At 61.7% G+C, this 15,488-nt stretch carries 16 protein-coding genes; 4 read left to right on the top strand and 12 right to left on the bottom strand.

Annotated elements, in window-relative coordinates; all coding sequences use genetic code 11:
• Positions 1–22 precede the first annotated feature (22 nt).
• The 3 genes from gltX (at position 23) to H147_RS0109935 (ending at position 3,371) form a co-directional block, all read left to right on the top strand.
• Complete coding sequence (gltX, locus tag H147_RS0109925; RefSeq protein WP_019955212.1) at positions 23–1,423, top strand: glutamate--tRNA ligase; 1,401 nt, start codon at positions 23–25, stop codon at positions 1,421–1,423.
• A 91-nt stretch (positions 1,424–1,514) separates the two neighbouring features.
• On the top strand, positions 1,515–2,810 hold the full coding sequence (locus tag H147_RS0109930; RefSeq protein ID WP_026352413.1) for a citrate synthase: 1,296 nt from the start codon (positions 1,515–1,517) through the stop codon (positions 2,808–2,810).
• A 48-nt stretch (positions 2,811–2,858) separates the two neighbouring features.
• Positions 2,859–3,371 carry a GNAT family N-acetyltransferase gene (locus tag H147_RS0109935; RefSeq protein WP_019955214.1) on the top strand — a complete coding sequence of 171 codons (513 nt, stop codon included), beginning with the start codon at positions 2,859–2,861 and terminating at the stop codon, positions 3,369–3,371.
• Between the two features lie 31 nt (positions 3,372–3,402).
• Here H147_RS0109935 and H147_RS20995 read toward each other — a convergent pair whose 3' ends face one another.
• Positions 3,403–3,558 (bottom strand): hypothetical protein, encoded by a 156-nt coding sequence (locus H147_RS20995; RefSeq protein WP_019955215.1) that lies wholly within the window; start codon positions 3,556–3,558, stop codon positions 3,403–3,405.
• Between H147_RS20995 and H147_RS0109945 the strand changes: the two genes are divergently transcribed.
• Positions 3,541–4,050, top strand: a complete 510-nt coding sequence (locus H147_RS0109945; protein ID WP_019955216.1) for a DUF2087 domain-containing protein — start codon at positions 3,541–3,543, stop codon at positions 4,048–4,050. The genes H147_RS20995 and H147_RS0109945 overlap by 18 nt on opposite strands.
• Here H147_RS0109945 and H147_RS0109950 read toward each other — a convergent pair.
• The 11 genes from H147_RS0109950 to H147_RS0110000 form a co-directional block, all read right to left on the bottom strand.
• A complete protein-coding gene (locus tag H147_RS0109950; RefSeq protein ID WP_019955217.1) occupies positions 4,035–4,811 on the bottom strand; it encodes an enoyl-CoA hydratase-related protein in 777 nt (258 codons plus the stop codon). The genes H147_RS0109945 and H147_RS0109950 overlap by 16 nt on opposite strands.
• 69 nt (positions 4,812–4,880) lie before the next feature.
• Positions 4,881–5,321 (bottom strand): cytochrome c-type biogenesis protein, encoded by a 441-nt coding sequence (locus H147_RS0109955; RefSeq protein WP_019955218.1) that lies wholly within the window; start codon positions 5,319–5,321, stop codon positions 4,881–4,883.
• Positions 5,318–7,300 carry a heme lyase CcmF/NrfE family subunit gene (locus H147_RS0109960; protein ID WP_019955219.1) on the bottom strand — a complete coding sequence of 661 codons (1,983 nt, stop codon included), beginning with the start codon at positions 7,298–7,300 and terminating at the stop codon, positions 5,318–5,320. The genes H147_RS0109955 and H147_RS0109960 overlap by 4 nt, the downstream gene beginning before the upstream one ends.
• A gap of 74 nt (positions 7,301–7,374) precedes the next feature.
• On the bottom strand, positions 7,375–7,578 hold the full coding sequence (locus H147_RS0109965; RefSeq protein ID WP_026352414.1) for a hemolysin XhlA family protein: 204 nt from the start codon (positions 7,576–7,578) through the stop codon (positions 7,375–7,377).
• Complete coding sequence (locus H147_RS0109970; RefSeq protein WP_019955221.1) at positions 7,568–8,062, bottom strand: holin family protein; 495 nt, start codon at positions 8,060–8,062, stop codon at positions 7,568–7,570. Before H147_RS0109970 ends, H147_RS0109965 begins: the two co-directional genes overlap by 11 nt.
• Positions 8,053–8,664: a holin-associated N-acetylmuramidase gene (locus H147_RS0109975; protein ID WP_019955222.1), complete on the bottom strand. Its 612-nt coding sequence runs from the start codon at positions 8,662–8,664 to the stop codon at positions 8,053–8,055. Before H147_RS0109975 ends, H147_RS0109970 begins: the two co-directional genes overlap by 10 nt.
• A gap of 44 nt (positions 8,665–8,708) precedes the next feature.
• A complete protein-coding gene (gene ccmE, locus H147_RS0109980) occupies positions 8,709–9,176 on the bottom strand; it encodes a cytochrome c maturation protein CcmE (RefSeq protein WP_019955223.1) in 468 nt (155 codons plus the stop codon).
• A complete protein-coding gene (gene argC / locus H147_RS0109985; protein WP_019955224.1) occupies positions 9,173–10,201 on the bottom strand; it encodes an N-acetyl-gamma-glutamyl-phosphate reductase in 1,029 nt (342 codons plus the stop codon). The genes ccmE and argC overlap by 4 nt, the downstream gene beginning before the upstream one ends.
• A gap of 13 nt (positions 10,202–10,214) precedes the next feature.
• Entirely contained in the window at positions 10,215–11,027 is an 813-nt protein-coding gene (locus tag H147_RS0109990) for a glutamate racemase (protein WP_026352415.1), read from the bottom strand.
• A complete protein-coding gene (locus H147_RS0109995; protein WP_019955226.1) occupies positions 11,005–11,910 on the bottom strand; it encodes a lysophospholipid acyltransferase family protein in 906 nt (301 codons plus the stop codon). Before H147_RS0109995 ends, H147_RS0109990 begins: the two co-directional genes overlap by 23 nt.
• Before the next feature lie 81 nt (positions 11,911–11,991).
• Complete coding sequence (locus H147_RS0110000) at positions 11,992–15,405, bottom strand: indolepyruvate ferredoxin oxidoreductase family protein (RefSeq protein WP_019955227.1); 3,414 nt, start codon at positions 15,403–15,405, stop codon at positions 11,992–11,994.
• Positions 15,406–15,488 lie beyond the last annotated feature (83 nt).

Below are 15,488 nucleotides of genomic sequence, written 5' to 3' on the forward strand. Positions count from 1 at the left end.
GAACGAAAGGTTAAAGCTCGTCATGTCCCGTCCCGTCGTCACACGTTTCGCCCCTTCGCCCACGGGTGCCCTGCATATCGGGGGCGCGCGCACGGCCCTTTTCAACTGGCTTTACGCGCGCGGGCGCGGTGGCAAGTTCCTGCTGCGGATCGAGGATACCGACCGCGCGCGATCCACGCCCGAAAACGCGCAGGCGATTTTGGACGGGCTGACCTGGCTGGGGCTTGATTGGGACGGCGAGCCGGTCAGCCAATTCGACAGCGCGGCGCGGCATGCGCAGGTCGCGCATGAATTGCTGGCGGCCGGCAAGGCGTATAAGTGTTTCAGCACACAGGACGAAATCGAGGCCTTCCGCGAAGAGGCGCGCGAACAGAAAACCTCGACGCTGTTCCGCTCGCCCTGGCGCGACGTGCCTGCGGCCGATCACCCCGACCTGCCTTTCGTCATCCGCATCAAAGCTGCGCGCGAAGGCACGACGACCCTGCATGACGAGGTGCAGGGCGATGTCACATGGTCGAACGACCAGCTTGACGACATGATCCTGCTGCGCTCGGACGGCAGCCCTGTCTATATGCTGGCCGTTGTGGTCGACGATCACGACATGGGCGTGACCCATGTGATCCGCGGCGATGACCATCTGGCCAATGCGTTCCGGCAGAACCTGATCTACGAGGCGATGGGCTGGCCCAAACCCGTTCTTGCGCATATCCCGCTGATCTATGGCCCCGATGGCAAGAAACTGTCCAAACGCCATGGCGCGACGGGCGCGGCCGAATATCAGGCGCTGGGGTATCCGGCGGCGGGGATGCGCAACTATCTGGCGCGGCTGGGCTGGAGCCACGGCGATGCGGAATTCTTTACCGATGCGCAGGCGCGCGACTGGTTCGATCTGGGCGGAATCGGCAAATCTCCTGCACGGTTCGACACTGCCAAGCTGGAACACCTGTGCGGCCAGCATATCGCTGTGGCCGACGATGCTGCGCTGCTGCATGAATTGCAGGGCTACCTTGCGGCAACCGGCGCCGATCCGTTGAATGATGCACAAAAAGACGGGCTGCTGCGCGGCATGTATTGCCTGAAGGAACGCGCCAAGACCTTCCCGGAACTGATTCAAAAAGCAAACTTTATCCTGACCAACCGCCCCATCGCCCCGGACGAGAAGGCCGCCGCGCAACTTACCGATGTATCCCGTGGTATACTGTCGGAATTGACGCCGCAGTTGCAAAATGCTAGCTGGACGAGAGATACTCTGGAAAGCATCGTCGCGACCACTGCCGAGGCACATGACACCAAGCTTGGCAAACTGGCGGGACCGCTGCGCGCAGCCTTGGCCGGGCGTTCGGTTTCCCCCAGCGTGTTCGACATGATGCTGGTTCTGGGGCAGTCCGAGACGATTGGCCGCCTTTCGGATGCCAGCAAATAAACCAGATCGTCACATGCTGTGATTATCCGGTAGTATGGAACAAGCACGCGCTGCGCGAATTGACGATGCGCCGCAGATGAGGGGAAGCACGATGGCTGAACAGACAGATACCGCGACACTGACGATCAAGGGCACGTCCTACGACCTGCCGATCTATTCCCCGACCATCGGCCCGGATGTGCTTGATATCCGCAAGCTTTACGCACAGGCCGATGTGTTCACCTATGACCCCGGTTTCACCTCGACCGCGGCGTGTGACAGCACGATCACCTTTATCGACGGCGACAAGGGCGAATTGCTGCACCGTGGCTATCCCATCGACCAGTTGGCCAGCCAGTCGCATTACCTCGAAGTGTGCTATCTGCTGCTGTATGGAGAGCTGCCGTCGGCAGCCGAGCTGGAAAAGTTCGAATCTCTTGTGACCAATCACACGATGATCCACGAACAGATGCACAACTTCTTCCGCGGGTTCCGCCGCGATGCGCATCCGATGGCAACCATGGTGGGTGTCGTGGGCGCGATGTCGGCCTTCTATCACGACAGCACCGACATCAACGACGAACACCAGCGCGAGGTGGCGTCGATCCGCCTGATCGCCAAGATGCCGACCATTGCGGCGATGGCCTATAAATATTCCATCGGCCAGCCTTTCGTCTATCCCCGCAACGATCTCGATTATGCGGCGAATTTCCTGCATATGTGCTTTGCCGTGCCTGCGGAAACCTATCACGTGAACCCGATCCTTGCCCGTGCGATGGACCGGATTTTCACGCTGCATGCGGATCACGAACAGAACGCCTCCACCTCGACCGTGCGTCTGGCCTCGTCCTCGGGTGCGAACCCGTTTGCCTGTATCGCCGCTGGCATCGCCTGTCTCTGGGGTCCGGCACATGGCGGGGCGAACCAGGCCTGCCTGGAAATGCTCAAAGAAATCGGCACGCCGGACCGCATCCCCGAATTCATCGCGCGCGCCAAGGACAAGAACGATCCTTATCGCCTGATGGGTTTCGGCCACCGCGTGTACAAGAACTTCGACCCCCGTGCGACCGTGATGAAACAATCCGCGGACGAGGTGCTGGATCTGCTGGGCGTCGAAAACAACCCGATCCTGCAGGTCGCCAAGGAATTGGAACGTCAGGCGCTGGCCGACCCCTATTTCGCGGACAAGAAACTGTTCCCGAACGTCGATTTCTATTCAGGCATCATCCTCGAGGCGATGGGCTTTCCGACATCCATGTTTACCCCGGTGTTTGCGCTTGCGCGGACCGTCGGCTGGATTTCGCAGTGGAAAGAACAGCTTGCCGATCCACAGCTGAAGATCGGCCGTCCGCGGCAATTGTATCTGGGCGAAACTGCCCGCGATTACGTCGATATCGAAAAGCGCTGAACACAACGGGCCGCCTTCGGGCGGCCCTTGTTGTAGCGGGGACTCCCCATGCGCCTGACCACCGAATGCTTGATAATGCGCGGCCCGCGCGCGGATGACCTTGACGCGATGTTTGCGATCTTCAGCGATCCCGCGACGATGAAGCATTGGTCCACCCTACCCCATACCGACAAGGCCGTGACGCAAGCCTCGCTTGACGACCGGATCGCCAGTTTCGCGCAAGCACCAACCTATTTCCAGATCGAGATGGCGGGGCGACTGATCGGCTGCGCCGGGCTCTACAAAAGCGACGAGATCGGGTTCATCCTGCATCGCGCCTTTTGGCGGCAAGGGATCGTGTCCGAAGCGATGCGCGCCATCATCCCCTATCTGTTCGCAACAACCGGTCTGCTGCAACTGACCGCCGATGTGGACCCCGGCAATGCGGCATCCATCGGCCTGTTGAAACGCCTTGGCTTCTGCGAAACCCACCGTGCCGCCAACACTTACCTGATCGGTGGTGTCTGGTATGACAGCGTCTATCTGGCCCTGCCCCGGTCTGCGGGCTTGCCTGGGGACTGAAACAACCTTACCCTCGGATTCGGTCATCAGTTCACCAAGGCGTCGCCAGACCGCGCAGGACCCCGCTAAACCTGAGATTGGCACAACGATCCGCTGACCTTTCCAGCCGGACGACAAGGGCGACCATCGCACCCCGTGACGGGTCCGGCATCCAGATAAAGGCCAGATCATGCCACGCGATATCCATGCGATCACCATTGCCGACCTGTCGGCGTTTACCAAATCACTGCGTGCCGCCTTGTTGCGTGCAGACGCCATCCCCGGCCATGCCGCGATGCTGGGCCTTGTGGCCCAAGCGGCAGGCTATGCCAACTTCCAGCACCTGAAAGCAGCGCCGACACCCACCGCCGCCAAACCCTCGCGGCGGCTGGCCCGTGCCTTGCGCTCATTCGACGGCGGCGGCATCATGACCCGCTGGCCGCAGCAAACAGCGGTGCAGGGTTTGTGCCTCTGGGCGTTCTGGGCACGCCTGCCCGCGCGGCAGGACCTGACCGAAAAGGAGGTGAACGCCGTCCTGAAAGCCGGTCACAGCTTTGGCGATCACGTCTTGTTGCGCAGGTCGCTGATTGATCACAAGCTGGCGACACGCACGATCGACGGCAAGACGTATCGGCGGATCGAACAGGCGCCGCCGCCAGAGGCACTTATGCTGCTGTCAGCCCTTCAGCGCCCTTCGTAGACCGGCTTGCGTTTTTCCAGAAACGCCACAACGCCTTCCTGAAAATCGCGGGTCTGGCCGCAGCGGCCCTGCAAACGCGCCTCAAGCGCCAGTTGTTCGTCGAGTGAGTTCTCGAACGAACTGCGGATCGCCTTTTTCAACTGCCGGTAGGCCACGGTCGGCCCCTGCGCCAGATGGGCGGCGCGAGCGTCGATGTGGTCGGCAAATACGGCGTCGGCGGCAACCTCGTAGATCATGCCCCAGTCGCTGGCCTGTTGCGCCGTGATCTTGTCCGCAAAGAGCGCCGCACCCATCGCCTTGGCCGCCCCCACCTGACGCGGCAGCCAATAGGTGCCGCCTGCGTCGGGGATCAGGCCAATGCGGGTGAAGGCCTGCACGAAATAGGCCGATTCTGCAGCGATCACCACGTCGCAGGCCAGCGCAAGGTTCGCGCCTGCCCCTGCCGCAGGCCCGTTCACGGCGGCGATGGTCGGGATGCGGCAATCGAATATCGCCTTGAGCATCGGCACATATTCGTCGCGCAGCGTGCGTTCGAGATCGAGCGACGCCGCAGACCCGCCATCGCCCAGATCCTGCCCCGAACAGAACGATTTGCCCGCCCCGGTCATGACCAGCACGCGCGCGTCCTTTTCAGCGGCTTTCACGGCATGCGCGATTTCGGCGCGCATCTGTGTGTTCAGCGCGTTCATCACCGCCGGACGGTTCAGTGTCAGCGTGCCGACCGCGTTGCGGATGGTAAGAGTGATGGCCTGATAATCCATTGCGCTGTCCCTATGCGATTTCTGCGCCAGATTACTGAACCAAGCGGTTCAGGAAAGCACAACATGACGTCAGGACCGCAATATCTTTTGTAATTCGGCCTTTTCGTCGTCGCTCAGGTCGTCGGGGGCTGCCGCAGGGCGTCGGATCACTGTCCAACCGATGCCAAGTGCTATGAGCAGCATCACAGGGGCGGCATACCACAGGATGACGTTGATACCGCTTGAATCAGGACGCAGCAGGACGAATTCGCCATAGCGGGCGACAAGGAAATCCACGGCTTGCTGATCGGTGTCGCCATCGACCAGACGTTCGCGCAGCAGGATGCGCAGTTCGCGCGCCAGTTCCGCATTGGATTCGTCGATGCTTTCGTTGCGACAGACCGGACAGCGGAGCCCTTGTGACAAGTCACGGGCGCGTTGTTCCAGCGCCGGGTCATCAAGAATTTCATCGGGCTGCACTGCAAAAGCGGACGACGCGACCAGCAGGAATATGGCGATCAGCCGCATCATTCGGCAGGCACCGCATCGACCCGCCTGCGCACCGGCTTGGCCGAGGCCGCGCCCACACGCAACCGCCGGTCCGACAGCGAGAAGATCCCGCCAAGCGCCATCAGGATGCATCCGCCCCAGATCCAATTCGCGAACGGTTTGTCATAGACCCGGACGGCCCAACCGCCGTTGACCTGCGGATCACCGACCACGACATATACGTCGCGGATAAATCCGTTGCTGATCGCGGCCTCGGTCGTGGGCATGTTGGCGACCGGATAGAACCGCTTTTCGGGTTGCAGCGTGTAGAGTTCCCGGTCGCCCCGCCAGATGGACATATCCGCCATCGTGGTGACGTAGTTCGGCCCCTGCAACTGGTTGACAGCGTCCAGCTGCACCTGGAACGCGCCCATGTCCCAGCGGTCGCCGATCTGGGCGATGCGGATATCCTCTTTTTGCCAGGCCAGCATCGCGGCGACGGCAAAAACGGTCACGCCCATCCCGATATGCGCTGTGGCCTTGCCCCAATCGGCACGCGGCAGATTACCGATGCGGCGCAGGCGCGTGCGCAGGTCGTCGCGCCCGGCGCGCAGCCACAGATCGGCAATCGCACCGCCGACGACCCAGACACCCAATGCCACACCGACAGGGCCAAGCGCGGAATTGCCGCTTTGTACCGCATAGGCCAGTCCCGCCAGCGCGACAGCCAGCACAAGCCAGCCTGCCATCGCCTTGGACATCCGTTCCAGTGTGCCGCGTTTCCACGCCAGCATCGACCCCAGCGGCAGGGCGATCGCAAGCGCCACCATGAAGGGCGTAAAGGCCGCGTCAAAGAACGGCGGTCCGACCGACAGCGTCCGGTCGAACAGCATTTCCGCCGCCAGTGGCCACATCGTGCCGATGAACACGACAAAACAGCTCACGGCAAGCAGGATATTGTTCAGCACCAGCGCGCTTTCGCGGCTGATCGTCGAAAAGACGCCTTTGGACTGCATGGCCGAGGCGCGGAACGCGAACAGCGTCAGCGACCCGCCAAGGAAGATGCCAAGGATGATCAACAGCAGGATGCCACGTTCCGGATCAACGGCAAAGGCATGGACCGAGATCAGGACACCCGACCGCACGATGAACGCGCCGAGCAGCGAGAAGCCGAAAGCGAGGATCGCCAGCAGGATCGTCCAGCTTTTCAGCGCCTCGCGCTTTTCGACCACGATTGCCGAATGCAGCAAGGCGGCGGCGATAAGCCATGGCATCAGGCTTGCGTTCTCGACCGGGTCCCAGAACCAGAACCCGCCCCAGCCCAGTTCGTAATAGGCCCACCATGACCCCAGCGCGATGCCCACGGTCAGGAACATCCAGGCGGCCAAGGTCCAGGGGCGCACCCAGCGGCCCCACGCCGCATCGACGCGGCCTTCGATCAGGGCGGCGACGGCAAAGGAAAACGCCATGCTCAAACCGACATAGCCGAGGTAAAGAAACGGCGGATGAAAGGCGAGACCGGGATCCTGAAGAAGCGGGTTCAGGTCGCGCCCGTTCAGAGGGGGCACCTCGAGCCGCAGAAACGGGTTCGAGGTGAAGATCACGAAGGCGAGGAACGCAACGCTGATCGATGCCTGGACCGCGAGGACCCGCGCCCGCAAACGCATCGGAAGGTTGCCACCGAACCAGCCCGCACAGGCACCAAACAGCGCAAGGATCAGGACCCAGAGCAGCATGGAGCCTTCGTGATTGCCCCAGACGCCGGTGATCTTGTAGATCAGCGGCTTGTCGGTATGCGAATTCAGATAGACCAGTTGCAGCGAAAAGTCCGACACGATGAAGCCCCATGTCAGCGCGGCAAAGGAAAAACCAAGCAGCAGGAACTGGACCGTCGCGGCGGGTTCAGCCAGATTCATCCATGCGACGTTGCCCCGGTGGGCCCCGATCAATGGCACGACCATCTGGACGATGGCAACGCCAAAGGCCAGAATCAAAGCGAAATGCGCAAGCTCGTTCAACATGCGCGACTGTTACCCTATCGGCGCCTCCGTGGGAACAGCGACCTGCATCACGTCAGCGATACAAATTGGCGCAGCTAGAGCGTGAAACCGCCCTGCACCGCATAGCTGACAACGGCCATCAACATCCCCCCGATGATCAGCCGCACCAGCCATTTGAGCGTGTCCTCGATCGCACCAAGGCGGTTTGCGACGTTGTCGCGATGCACCTCATCCACCGCATTGCGGGTTTCAAGCAAGCGCAGGCGCGATTCCAGCCTTTCCATGACGCTAGCTTCCATGCGATGCCTGCCAGTCCTGCAAGGCGGGGTTTGTCGTCTCCGTGCCGGGTGTCGCGGGCTTGCGCGCCACAGCAGCGGCCGCCAGCACACGCTGGAAATCCTGTTCCTTGGCCTGATGGCGCGCGCCGAAATAGAAGCTGACAATCGCGCCCATCAACCACCAAAGCGGTTCGGGCACCAGCGCCAGCCCGGTCATTCCTGCGGCGAACCCGTCAGGGTCGACCATCGCCATGACGAACAGCCAGATCGTCCCCAGCGCAAGCATCGGGCGCGGCAGACGGTTGAGCGCATCGACCATCCGATCGAACAGCCCTTGGCGGGCATGGACGAATTCGGCGGCGAATTGTTGCAGGCTTTCGCTTTTGGCATCGGCGTCGCGCACAGCGGATTGTTCGGCATTGGGCCGGAACACCTGCGCGGTTTCCACCAGCACGTTGCGGCTGTTGCCAAAGAAAAAGCCCATGATCCCCGAAATCAACCCCATGCTGCCGTCCTTTGCTGATGTTGCGCCGCTGTCAGGTGATAGCGCGGTGAAATGAATTCCTCGGCCCGTGTGATCCAGCCGCCTTTGCCGCCATCACGCCTGCGGGCGTATTTCCGGCTGGCGGGGCGGCGGTCGGCAAGGTCGTAGTAGTAATTGCGCCGCGCGACCCCGTAGGCATCGGCCAGATGGTCGGGGGCAGCCGCGGCTGCGCGGGCGGCGGCGGCAATGGTTTGCGGACCGATCGCGCCGTCCACTTCGACAGGGATGCGCATATCGACGAGCAGCCTTTGCAGGATGCGCACGGCATGGGCACCGGCGTTGACATACATGTCGAACACGCTTGACCGGATCACCTGCGGCAGGCGGTCAATGCCGGGGCGCTCATAGTAATGTTCGACAAAGATCGCCACCGCCTGCGCGCGGTCAAGCTGCTGCACATCGGTGGCATCGACCGTGCCATCGCCGTTCAAATCCAGCCCGAGCCTGCGCATCGTATGGATCGTGACGCCATGTTTGGTGGCACCACCCGGATCATCGGGGTCATTCACATAGCCGCCTTCACGGGCGACGATTTCGGCGGCGATGTCGGTGATGCTTTGCATGTCCTGCCCTCACTTGGGTGAGAGGACAGGGTATCAATCCAAGGTTAAGGCGAGATGCGGGCACCGTTCGGGTCTACATACACGCCCTGCGCCTTCAGCGCGTCGAGCACTTCTGTCGGCATATAGGTTTCGTCATGTTTGGCAAGGATTTCAACGGCTTCGAACCGGCCGTCGATCAGGTTGCCTTGGGCGACGACGCCTTCACCTTCGGAAAACAGGTCAGGCAGGATGCCCGCATAGACGACAGGGATCGACGCGCCGCCATCTGTCACGGCAAAGGTGATTTCCTGCCCCTGCCCGCGCACCAAGGTGCCGCGTTCGACCAGTCCGCCCAGACGGAAGCGTTCGTTGGGTGTTGGCGGAGCCTCGGACACCTCGGACGGCGAGCGGAAGAACTGGAAACTGTCACCCGGCAGGAAATACAGCAACACAAGCACCAGCGCGACGCAGGCCCCCGCGATGGAAATCACCTGCACGCGGCGGCGTTTCTTGAGGCTTTTCAAACCGCTCATGGGAAAACCGGCACCAGCATCAGACCATCCGTTTCATTCAGACCCAGCATCAGGTTGGCGTTCTGCACGGCCTGCCCTGACGATCCCTTACATAGGTTGTCGAGGGTGGCCACGACAAGGGCGCGGCCCGAAATGCGGTCCGATGTCACACCGATATGACAGAAATTCGATCCCATCACATGGCCTGTGCCGGGACATTGGCCGAAAGGCAGGACATGAATGAACGGCTCGTCCGCATAGGCCGCTGTCAGCGCGGCATGGATCGCCTGCGCATCGCCGCGCAGATAGCAGCTGGCCAGAATGCCCCGGCTGACCGGCACCAGATGCGGGGTGAACTGGATTTCGACCTTGCGTCCGGCCAGTGCGCTGAATTCCTGATCGAATTCCCCCAGATGCCGGTGCTTGCCGCCTTGGGAATAGCCAAGGACATCGCTGCTGCGTTCGGTGAACAGCATGTTTTCCTTCAGCGACCGCCCTGCCCCCGAAATCCCGTTTTTCAGATCGCAGATGATGTCGTCTAGGTCGATCAGGCCGCCGCTGATCAACGGGCGCAGCGCGAATTGAACGGTGGCCGCGTTGCAGCCCGTGCCAGCGACCAGCCGCGCGGATTTGATAGCGTCGCGGTAAAACTCGGTCAGACCGTAGACGGCGGTTTTCTGCAATTCGGTCGCGACATGGGCGGCACCATACCATTTTTCATAGGCCGCAGGATCACGCAGCCGGAAATCGGCACCCAGATCGACGACTTTCACCGATTGGGGCAGATCGCGCACCAGCGCTTGCGACAAACCATGCGGCAAGGCGGCGAACACCAGATCAATGCCGGAAAAGTCGATATCCTCCATCTTCACCAGCACGGGCAGGTCCAGATGGCGCAGATGCGGGAACACGTCGGCCATCTGCTGGCCAGCCTTGCGGTCGGCAGACAGGGCCGCAATCCGCAGACGCGGATGGGTGGCGATCAGGCGGACAAGTTCGGCACCGGTATAACCGGACGCGCCCAGAATGGCGATATTGTAGGTCATGGCGAACCTTTCCTCAGGCGGCTGTAAAGGTGATCTGGCGGCGCAGGAATTGCGTGGCGCGGGCCGACACGCGGGCCGGATCGCCCGTGGTCAGAAAGGCGCTGTCGCGGCCCGCGCCGATCATTTCGGGGCGGCGGGTCAGGTAATCGGCAAGGCTTTCGGCGACCAGATTGGCCTGGCTGAAGACCTTCACCTCTGGCCCCAGCGCGTCCTGAAATACCTTTTCCATCAGCGGATAATGCGTGCAGCCCAGCACGGCGGCGTCGGGCGTGGGCATCTTGCGGCGCAAGGCATCGACATGGCTGCGCACCAATGCCTCGGCCAGGATCATGTCGCCATCCTCGATCGCATCGACGACACCGCCGCAGGCTTGCGCCTCGACATCGACTCCGATGGCGCGGAAGGCCAGTTCGCGCTGGAAAGCGCGGCTCGACACCGTAGCGGGGGTCGCGAACAGGGCGACATGTTTGACAGCGACTTCGCGCGGGGGGGAATTGTCGCCCCATTGCCGTTCTGTCAGCGCCTCGATCAGCGGCACGAAGACGCCCAGCACGCGTTTGCCCTGTGGCACCCAGGCTTCCTGCATCCGGCGGAGCGCGGCGGCAGAGGCAGTATTGCAGGCCAGGATCACCAGATCGCAGCCCGCATCGAACAGGCGCTGCGTGGCGGCGGTGGTCAGGTTGTAGATATCGTCAGGCGTGCGCACGCCGTAAGGCGCATGGGCGCTGTCGCCCAGATACACCAGCGGCACATCCGGCAGTCGCGCGGCCACCGCGTCAAGCACCGTCAACCCACCCAGTCCGCTATCGAATATCCCTACGGCCATCGCGCACCTTGTATCTGTCTTCGAATTCATGCCCGATCATGGTCGGATCGAGCGGATCGAGACTTAACTCATAGGTGGCTTTGCGCAGGAAATCCATGCATGCTTTGGTGTCTTTTTTCAGCCCCGCCAGCACATCGGCGGCGATAGGCTTGCCGATGACGACGCGCACGGGCTTGTTGATCCGCGCCTTGAATTCGCGGATCAAAAGACCCATCCGCAGGGTGTAATGCAAATGGCTGGCAAGCTGGAACAGGCGGCTGTTGCGGCCTTCAAAGAAGATCGGGACGACGGTGGCGTCAGATTTGGCGATCATCTTGGCGGTGAAATTGCGCCAGCCGGGGTCCATCGGCTGCGAGAACGGCTTGGCGGATGTCGACACCGTCCCGCCCGGGAAAATCCCGATCGCCCCGCCTGCGCCCAGATAACGCACGGCCTCGGCCCGCGTGTCGAGGTTCAGCTTGGCGGCTTCCTTGGTTTCATCGAAAGAAATCGGCAGGATCACCTTTTCCAGATCGGGCGAGGCGCGGAAAATGCGATGCGCCAGCACCTTGAAATCGCCACCGCGCCGCTGCGACAGGATCAAGCCCATCATCAGCCCGTCCAGAATGCCATAAGGGTGGTTGGACACCACGATCAGCGGGCCACAGCTGGGAATATCGTCCAGCGATCCACCCGCGACCTGTAAATCAAGGCCGTAGCGCGCGGTCATCACCTGCCAGAAATCCGCACCCTGGGCCACGTCGCGGTCATAGCCGCGCGCCTTTTTGATCAGACGCAAGCGGCCCGTCGCGTTTTCCATCACGCGGATCAGCGCACGGCCCCCGCGTCCCTTGGCCGACGTGGCATAGGTGATATCCCGCGCCACCTGCCGATCTTTGCGCATCGCTTACCCCTGCACCAAATCCACGCGGGTCTTTAGCAGGGTGATGCAAAGTTTACATGACAAAGCGTTGCGCCTGCACAATCACTCTGCCGCCTGCTGCATCGGTGCCGCACACAGGCTGGCAAGCAGTTCCTCGCGCCGTTTTGCGGCCTTGCGGGCATTCGCGTCCTTGACGGGGCCAAACCCGCGAATGTCGAGCGGCAGGCGCGCCAAGGCCACGGCAGCGTCACGTGTATCGGGGCGCAGGATGCGCAGCACTTCGGCCATATCTGTCTCGTATTGCGCGATCAGCGCGCGCTCCATCCGCCGTTCGGGGTTGCGGCCAAAGGGGTCGAACACCGTGCCGCGCAGGAATTTGAACCGCGCCAGTTTCGGAAAAGCACCACCCATCCGCGCGCCGAATTCCCGTTTCATGGGCCGCCCGTCGCTGCCGGTTTTGGAAATGATCGGCGGCGCCAGATGATAGGTCAGCTTCAGCTCGCCATCAAACTCGGCGGCGGCCTTGGCGCGGGTCTGGGTCAATAGGCGCGCCACCTCGTATTCATCCTTATAGGACAAGAGCTTGTGATACCCCAGTGCGACCGCTTCGCGCAAAGGCTGATCCTGAAACTGGTCGACGAATTTGCGATAGCGTTTCGCCAGACGTGCGCCTTGATAGGCGGTCAGGTGATCCATGCGAAAGGCGATCTTGTCCTCCAGCGTCTGCGGGAAGGCCACCACATTCGGCGCAAGGATCGCCGCCGCATCCGCCGGATGCAGATAGGCCCAGCGGCCCAGCTCAAACGCGCGGATATTGCGGTTGATCGCAGCGCCGTTCAACTCGATCGCCCCAAGGATCGCCTCATAGCTCAGTGGGATCGCGCCCATCTGCCAGACCGCGCCAAAGATCATCATGTTGGAATAGATGCTGTCACCCAGCAGCGCCTTGGCAAGATCAGAGGCATCGAACAGGGTGACGCCATCGCCCAACCGCGCCTGCAGCGACAGGCGCAACGCGTCGGCAGGCAGTTTGAATTCGGTGTTGCGGGTGAAATCGCCGGTGATGATCTCGTGGCTGTTGACGACACCGCGCGTGCGGCCCGTCTTCATCAGGCCGAGCGTCTTGGCCCCCGCCGACACCACCAGATCGCCGCCGATCAGCGTGTCGCATTCGCCGGTGGCGACACGGATCGCGCTGATATCGCGCGGGTTTTCGGCGATGCGGCAATGGATATGCACAGCCCCGCCTTTTTGGGCGAGCCCCGCCATTTCCATCATGCCCGCGCCTTTGCCGTCAATATGGGCGGCCATCGCAATGACCGCGCCGATGGTCACAACGCCCGTGCCCCCCACGCCGGTGATGACAGTGTTATGCGTGCCGTGGATGGTGGGCAGCACAGGGTCCGGCATGTCGGGCAGATCGACGGCGGCGGTCGCTTCCTTGCGGATTTTTGCGCCTTCGATGGTGACGAAAGACGGGCAGAACCCTTTGACGCAAGAAAAATCCTTATTGCAGGACGATTGGTCAATCGCGCGCTTGCGCCCCAGTTCGGTTTCCACAGGAACGATGCTGACGCAGTTGGATTGCACGCCGCAATCGCCGCAGCCTTCACAAATGTCGGTGTTGATGAAGACGCGCTTGTCGGGGTCGGGGAATTGCCCGCGCTTGCGGCGACGGCGCTTTTCGGCGGCACAGGTCTGAACGTAAACGATGGCCGACACGCCTTTGTATTTACTGAATTTCTCTTGAACAGCTTGGAAATCGGCGCGTTCGTTGATGTCCAGTCCTTTGGGGAAAACCGACAGGTCCAATTCCTCTTTCGCGTCATGGACGAGTGCGATGTTGCGCACCCCCATCGCCTGCAATTCGCGGCAGATCTGGTCGGCGGTCAGCCCGCCATCGTTGCCCTGCCCGCCGGTCATGGCGACCGCGTCGTTATACAGGATCTTGTAGGTGATGTTCGTTCCTGCCATCAGCGCGAACCGGATCGCCTGCACGCCCGAATGGTTGTAGGTGCCGTCGCCAAGGTTCTGGAACACATGGTCGCGGGTGGAAAATGGCGCCTCACCGACCCAATTGGCACCCTCGCCGCCCATCTGGGTGAAGCCGACGGTGTTGCGGTCCATCCATTGCACCATGTAGTGACAGCCGATGCCCGCATAGGCCCGACTGCCTTCGGGCACCTTGGTCGATGAATTATGCGGGCAGCCCGAACAGAAATAGGGCAGACGCGCCGCCAGTTCCGGCGCATTGTCGGCGCGCCGGGCCTCGGCCAGGGCGGCCATGCCTGCGCTGATCCCATCCGATCCACAGCCTTCCTCGATCAAAATCCCGCCGATCTTTTCGGCGATCCAGATCGGGTCGAGCGCGGCACGCGTCGGGAAAATCTCCTCGCGGCGCCCTTCGGAATGTTCGTCGCCCTTGTGCCAGCCGTAGACGCGGGTGCGGGTATCGTCGAACAAGGCCTCTTTGACCTGCACTTCGATCAGCTTGCGCTTTTCCTCGACCACGATGACCAGATCAAGACCCGCCGCCCATTCATGGAACGACGCCATATCGAGAGGCCAGACCTGCCCGATCTTGTAGGTGGTGATGCCAAGGCGCTCGGCGTCGCCTTCGGTGATATTCAGCAGTGCCAATGCGTGTTGCAGATCAAGCCAGTTCTTGCCCGCCGCGACAAAGCCGATGCGCGCGCCAGCCTTGCCCCATTTGCGCTGGTCCATCCGGTTGGCGCGGCTGAACGCCTCGGCGGCGAAGCGTTTGTAGTCGATCATCCGCGCTTCTTGCAGTTGCGGGGTGTCGACCAGACGGATATTCAACCCGCCTTCGGGCAGGGCCATGTCAGGAATGACGAAATCGGCGCGGAACGGATCGGCATCGACTACGGATGTGACCTCGATCGTGTCCTTCATCGTCTTGAGCCCGACCCAGACGCCTGCATAACGCGACAAGGCCCAAGCATAAAGGCCGTAATCCAGGATTTCCTGCACGCCCGCAGGTGAGACGATCGGCATATAGGCATCAACCATCGCCCAGTCGGACTGGTGCAAGGTGGTAGAGCTTTCGCCGGTATGGTCATCGCCCATCGCCATGATGACACCGCCATGGGGGCTGGTGCCCGCCATATTGGCGTGGCGCATCACATCGCCGGACCGGTCCACGCCAGGGCCTTTGCCGTACCAAAGACCGAACACACCGTCATATTTGCCTTCGCCGCGCAGTTCTGCCTGCTGGCTGCCCCATAGGGCCGTCGCGGCCAGATCTTCGTTCAGACCCGGCTGGAACGTGATATCGGCTGGTTCCAACACCGATTTCGCCTTGCTCATCTGCATATCGACCGCACCCAGCGGCGATCCGCGATATCCGGTCACATAGCCCGCCGTATTCAGCCCGGCCCGCGCATCACGCGCCTTTTGCATCAGCATCAGACGGACCAGCGCTTGGGTCCCGTTCAGCAGGACGGGCGACTTTTCCAGATCGTATCTGTCGTTGAGTGTGATTTCATGGCGGCTCATCTGACACCCTCCCAAGCGCTTGCAGGATCATTATAGGTCAAACTTGCTGACCTACAAAGAACAAAATACCGCACAAGAAAGTT

It is taken from the genome of Yoonia vestfoldensis DSM 16212, from assembly GCF_000382265.1.
Classification (GTDB): domain Bacteria; phylum Pseudomonadota; class Alphaproteobacteria; order Rhodobacterales; family Rhodobacteraceae; genus Yoonia; species Yoonia vestfoldensis.

Bases quoted from the DNA above. Each gene is read 5' to 3' on its own strand.
- H147_RS0109995 (WP_019955226.1), bottom strand. From the start codon at position 11,910: ATGCGCAAAGATCGGCAGGTGGCGCGGGATATCACCTATGCCACGTCG.
- ccmE (WP_019955223.1), bottom strand. From the start codon at position 9,176: ATGAGCGGTTTGAAAAGCCTCAAGAAACGCCGCCGCGTGCAGGTGATT.
- argC (WP_019955224.1), bottom strand. From the start codon at position 10,201: ATGACCTACAATATCGCCATTCTGGGCGCGTCCGGTTATACCGGTGCC.
- H147_RS0109945 (WP_019955216.1), top strand. From the start codon at position 3,541: ATGCCACGCGATATCCATGCGATCACCATTGCCGACCTGTCGGCGTTT.
- H147_RS0109955 (WP_019955218.1), bottom strand. From the start codon at position 5,321: ATGATGCGGCTGATCGCCATATTCCTGCTGGTCGCGTCGTCCGCTTTT.
- H147_RS0110000 (WP_019955227.1), bottom strand. From the start codon at position 15,405: ATGAGCCGCCATGAAATCACACTCAACGACAGATACGATCTGGAAAAG.
- H147_RS0109950 (WP_019955217.1), bottom strand. From the start codon at position 4,811: ATGGATTATCAGGCCATCACTCTTACCATCCGCAACGCGGTCGGCACG.
- H147_RS0109930 (WP_026352413.1), top strand. From the start codon at position 1,515: ATGGCTGAACAGACAGATACCGCGACACTGACGATCAAGGGCACGTCC.
- gltX (WP_019955212.1), top strand. From the start codon at position 23: ATGTCCCGTCCCGTCGTCACACGTTTCGCCCCTTCGCCCACGGGTGCC.
- H147_RS0109935 (WP_019955214.1), top strand. From the start codon at position 2,859: ATGCGCCTGACCACCGAATGCTTGATAATGCGCGGCCCGCGCGCGGAT.
- H147_RS20995 (WP_019955215.1), bottom strand. From the start codon at position 3,558: ATGGATATCGCGTGGCATGATCTGGCCTTTATCTGGATGCCGGACCCG.
- H147_RS0109970 (WP_019955221.1), bottom strand. From the start codon at position 8,062: ATGGGGTTGATTTCGGGGATCATGGGCTTTTTCTTTGGCAACAGCCGC.
- H147_RS0109965 (WP_026352414.1), bottom strand. From the start codon at position 7,578: ATGGAAGCTAGCGTCATGGAAAGGCTGGAATCGCGCCTGCGCTTGCTT.
- H147_RS0109975 (WP_019955222.1), bottom strand. From the start codon at position 8,664: ATGCAAAGCATCACCGACATCGCCGCCGAAATCGTCGCCCGTGAAGGC.
- H147_RS0109960 (WP_019955219.1), bottom strand. From the start codon at position 7,300: ATGTTGAACGAGCTTGCGCATTTCGCTTTGATTCTGGCCTTTGGCGTT.
- H147_RS0109990 (WP_026352415.1), bottom strand. From the start codon at position 11,027: ATGGCCGTAGGGATATTCGATAGCGGACTGGGTGGGTTGACGGTGCTT.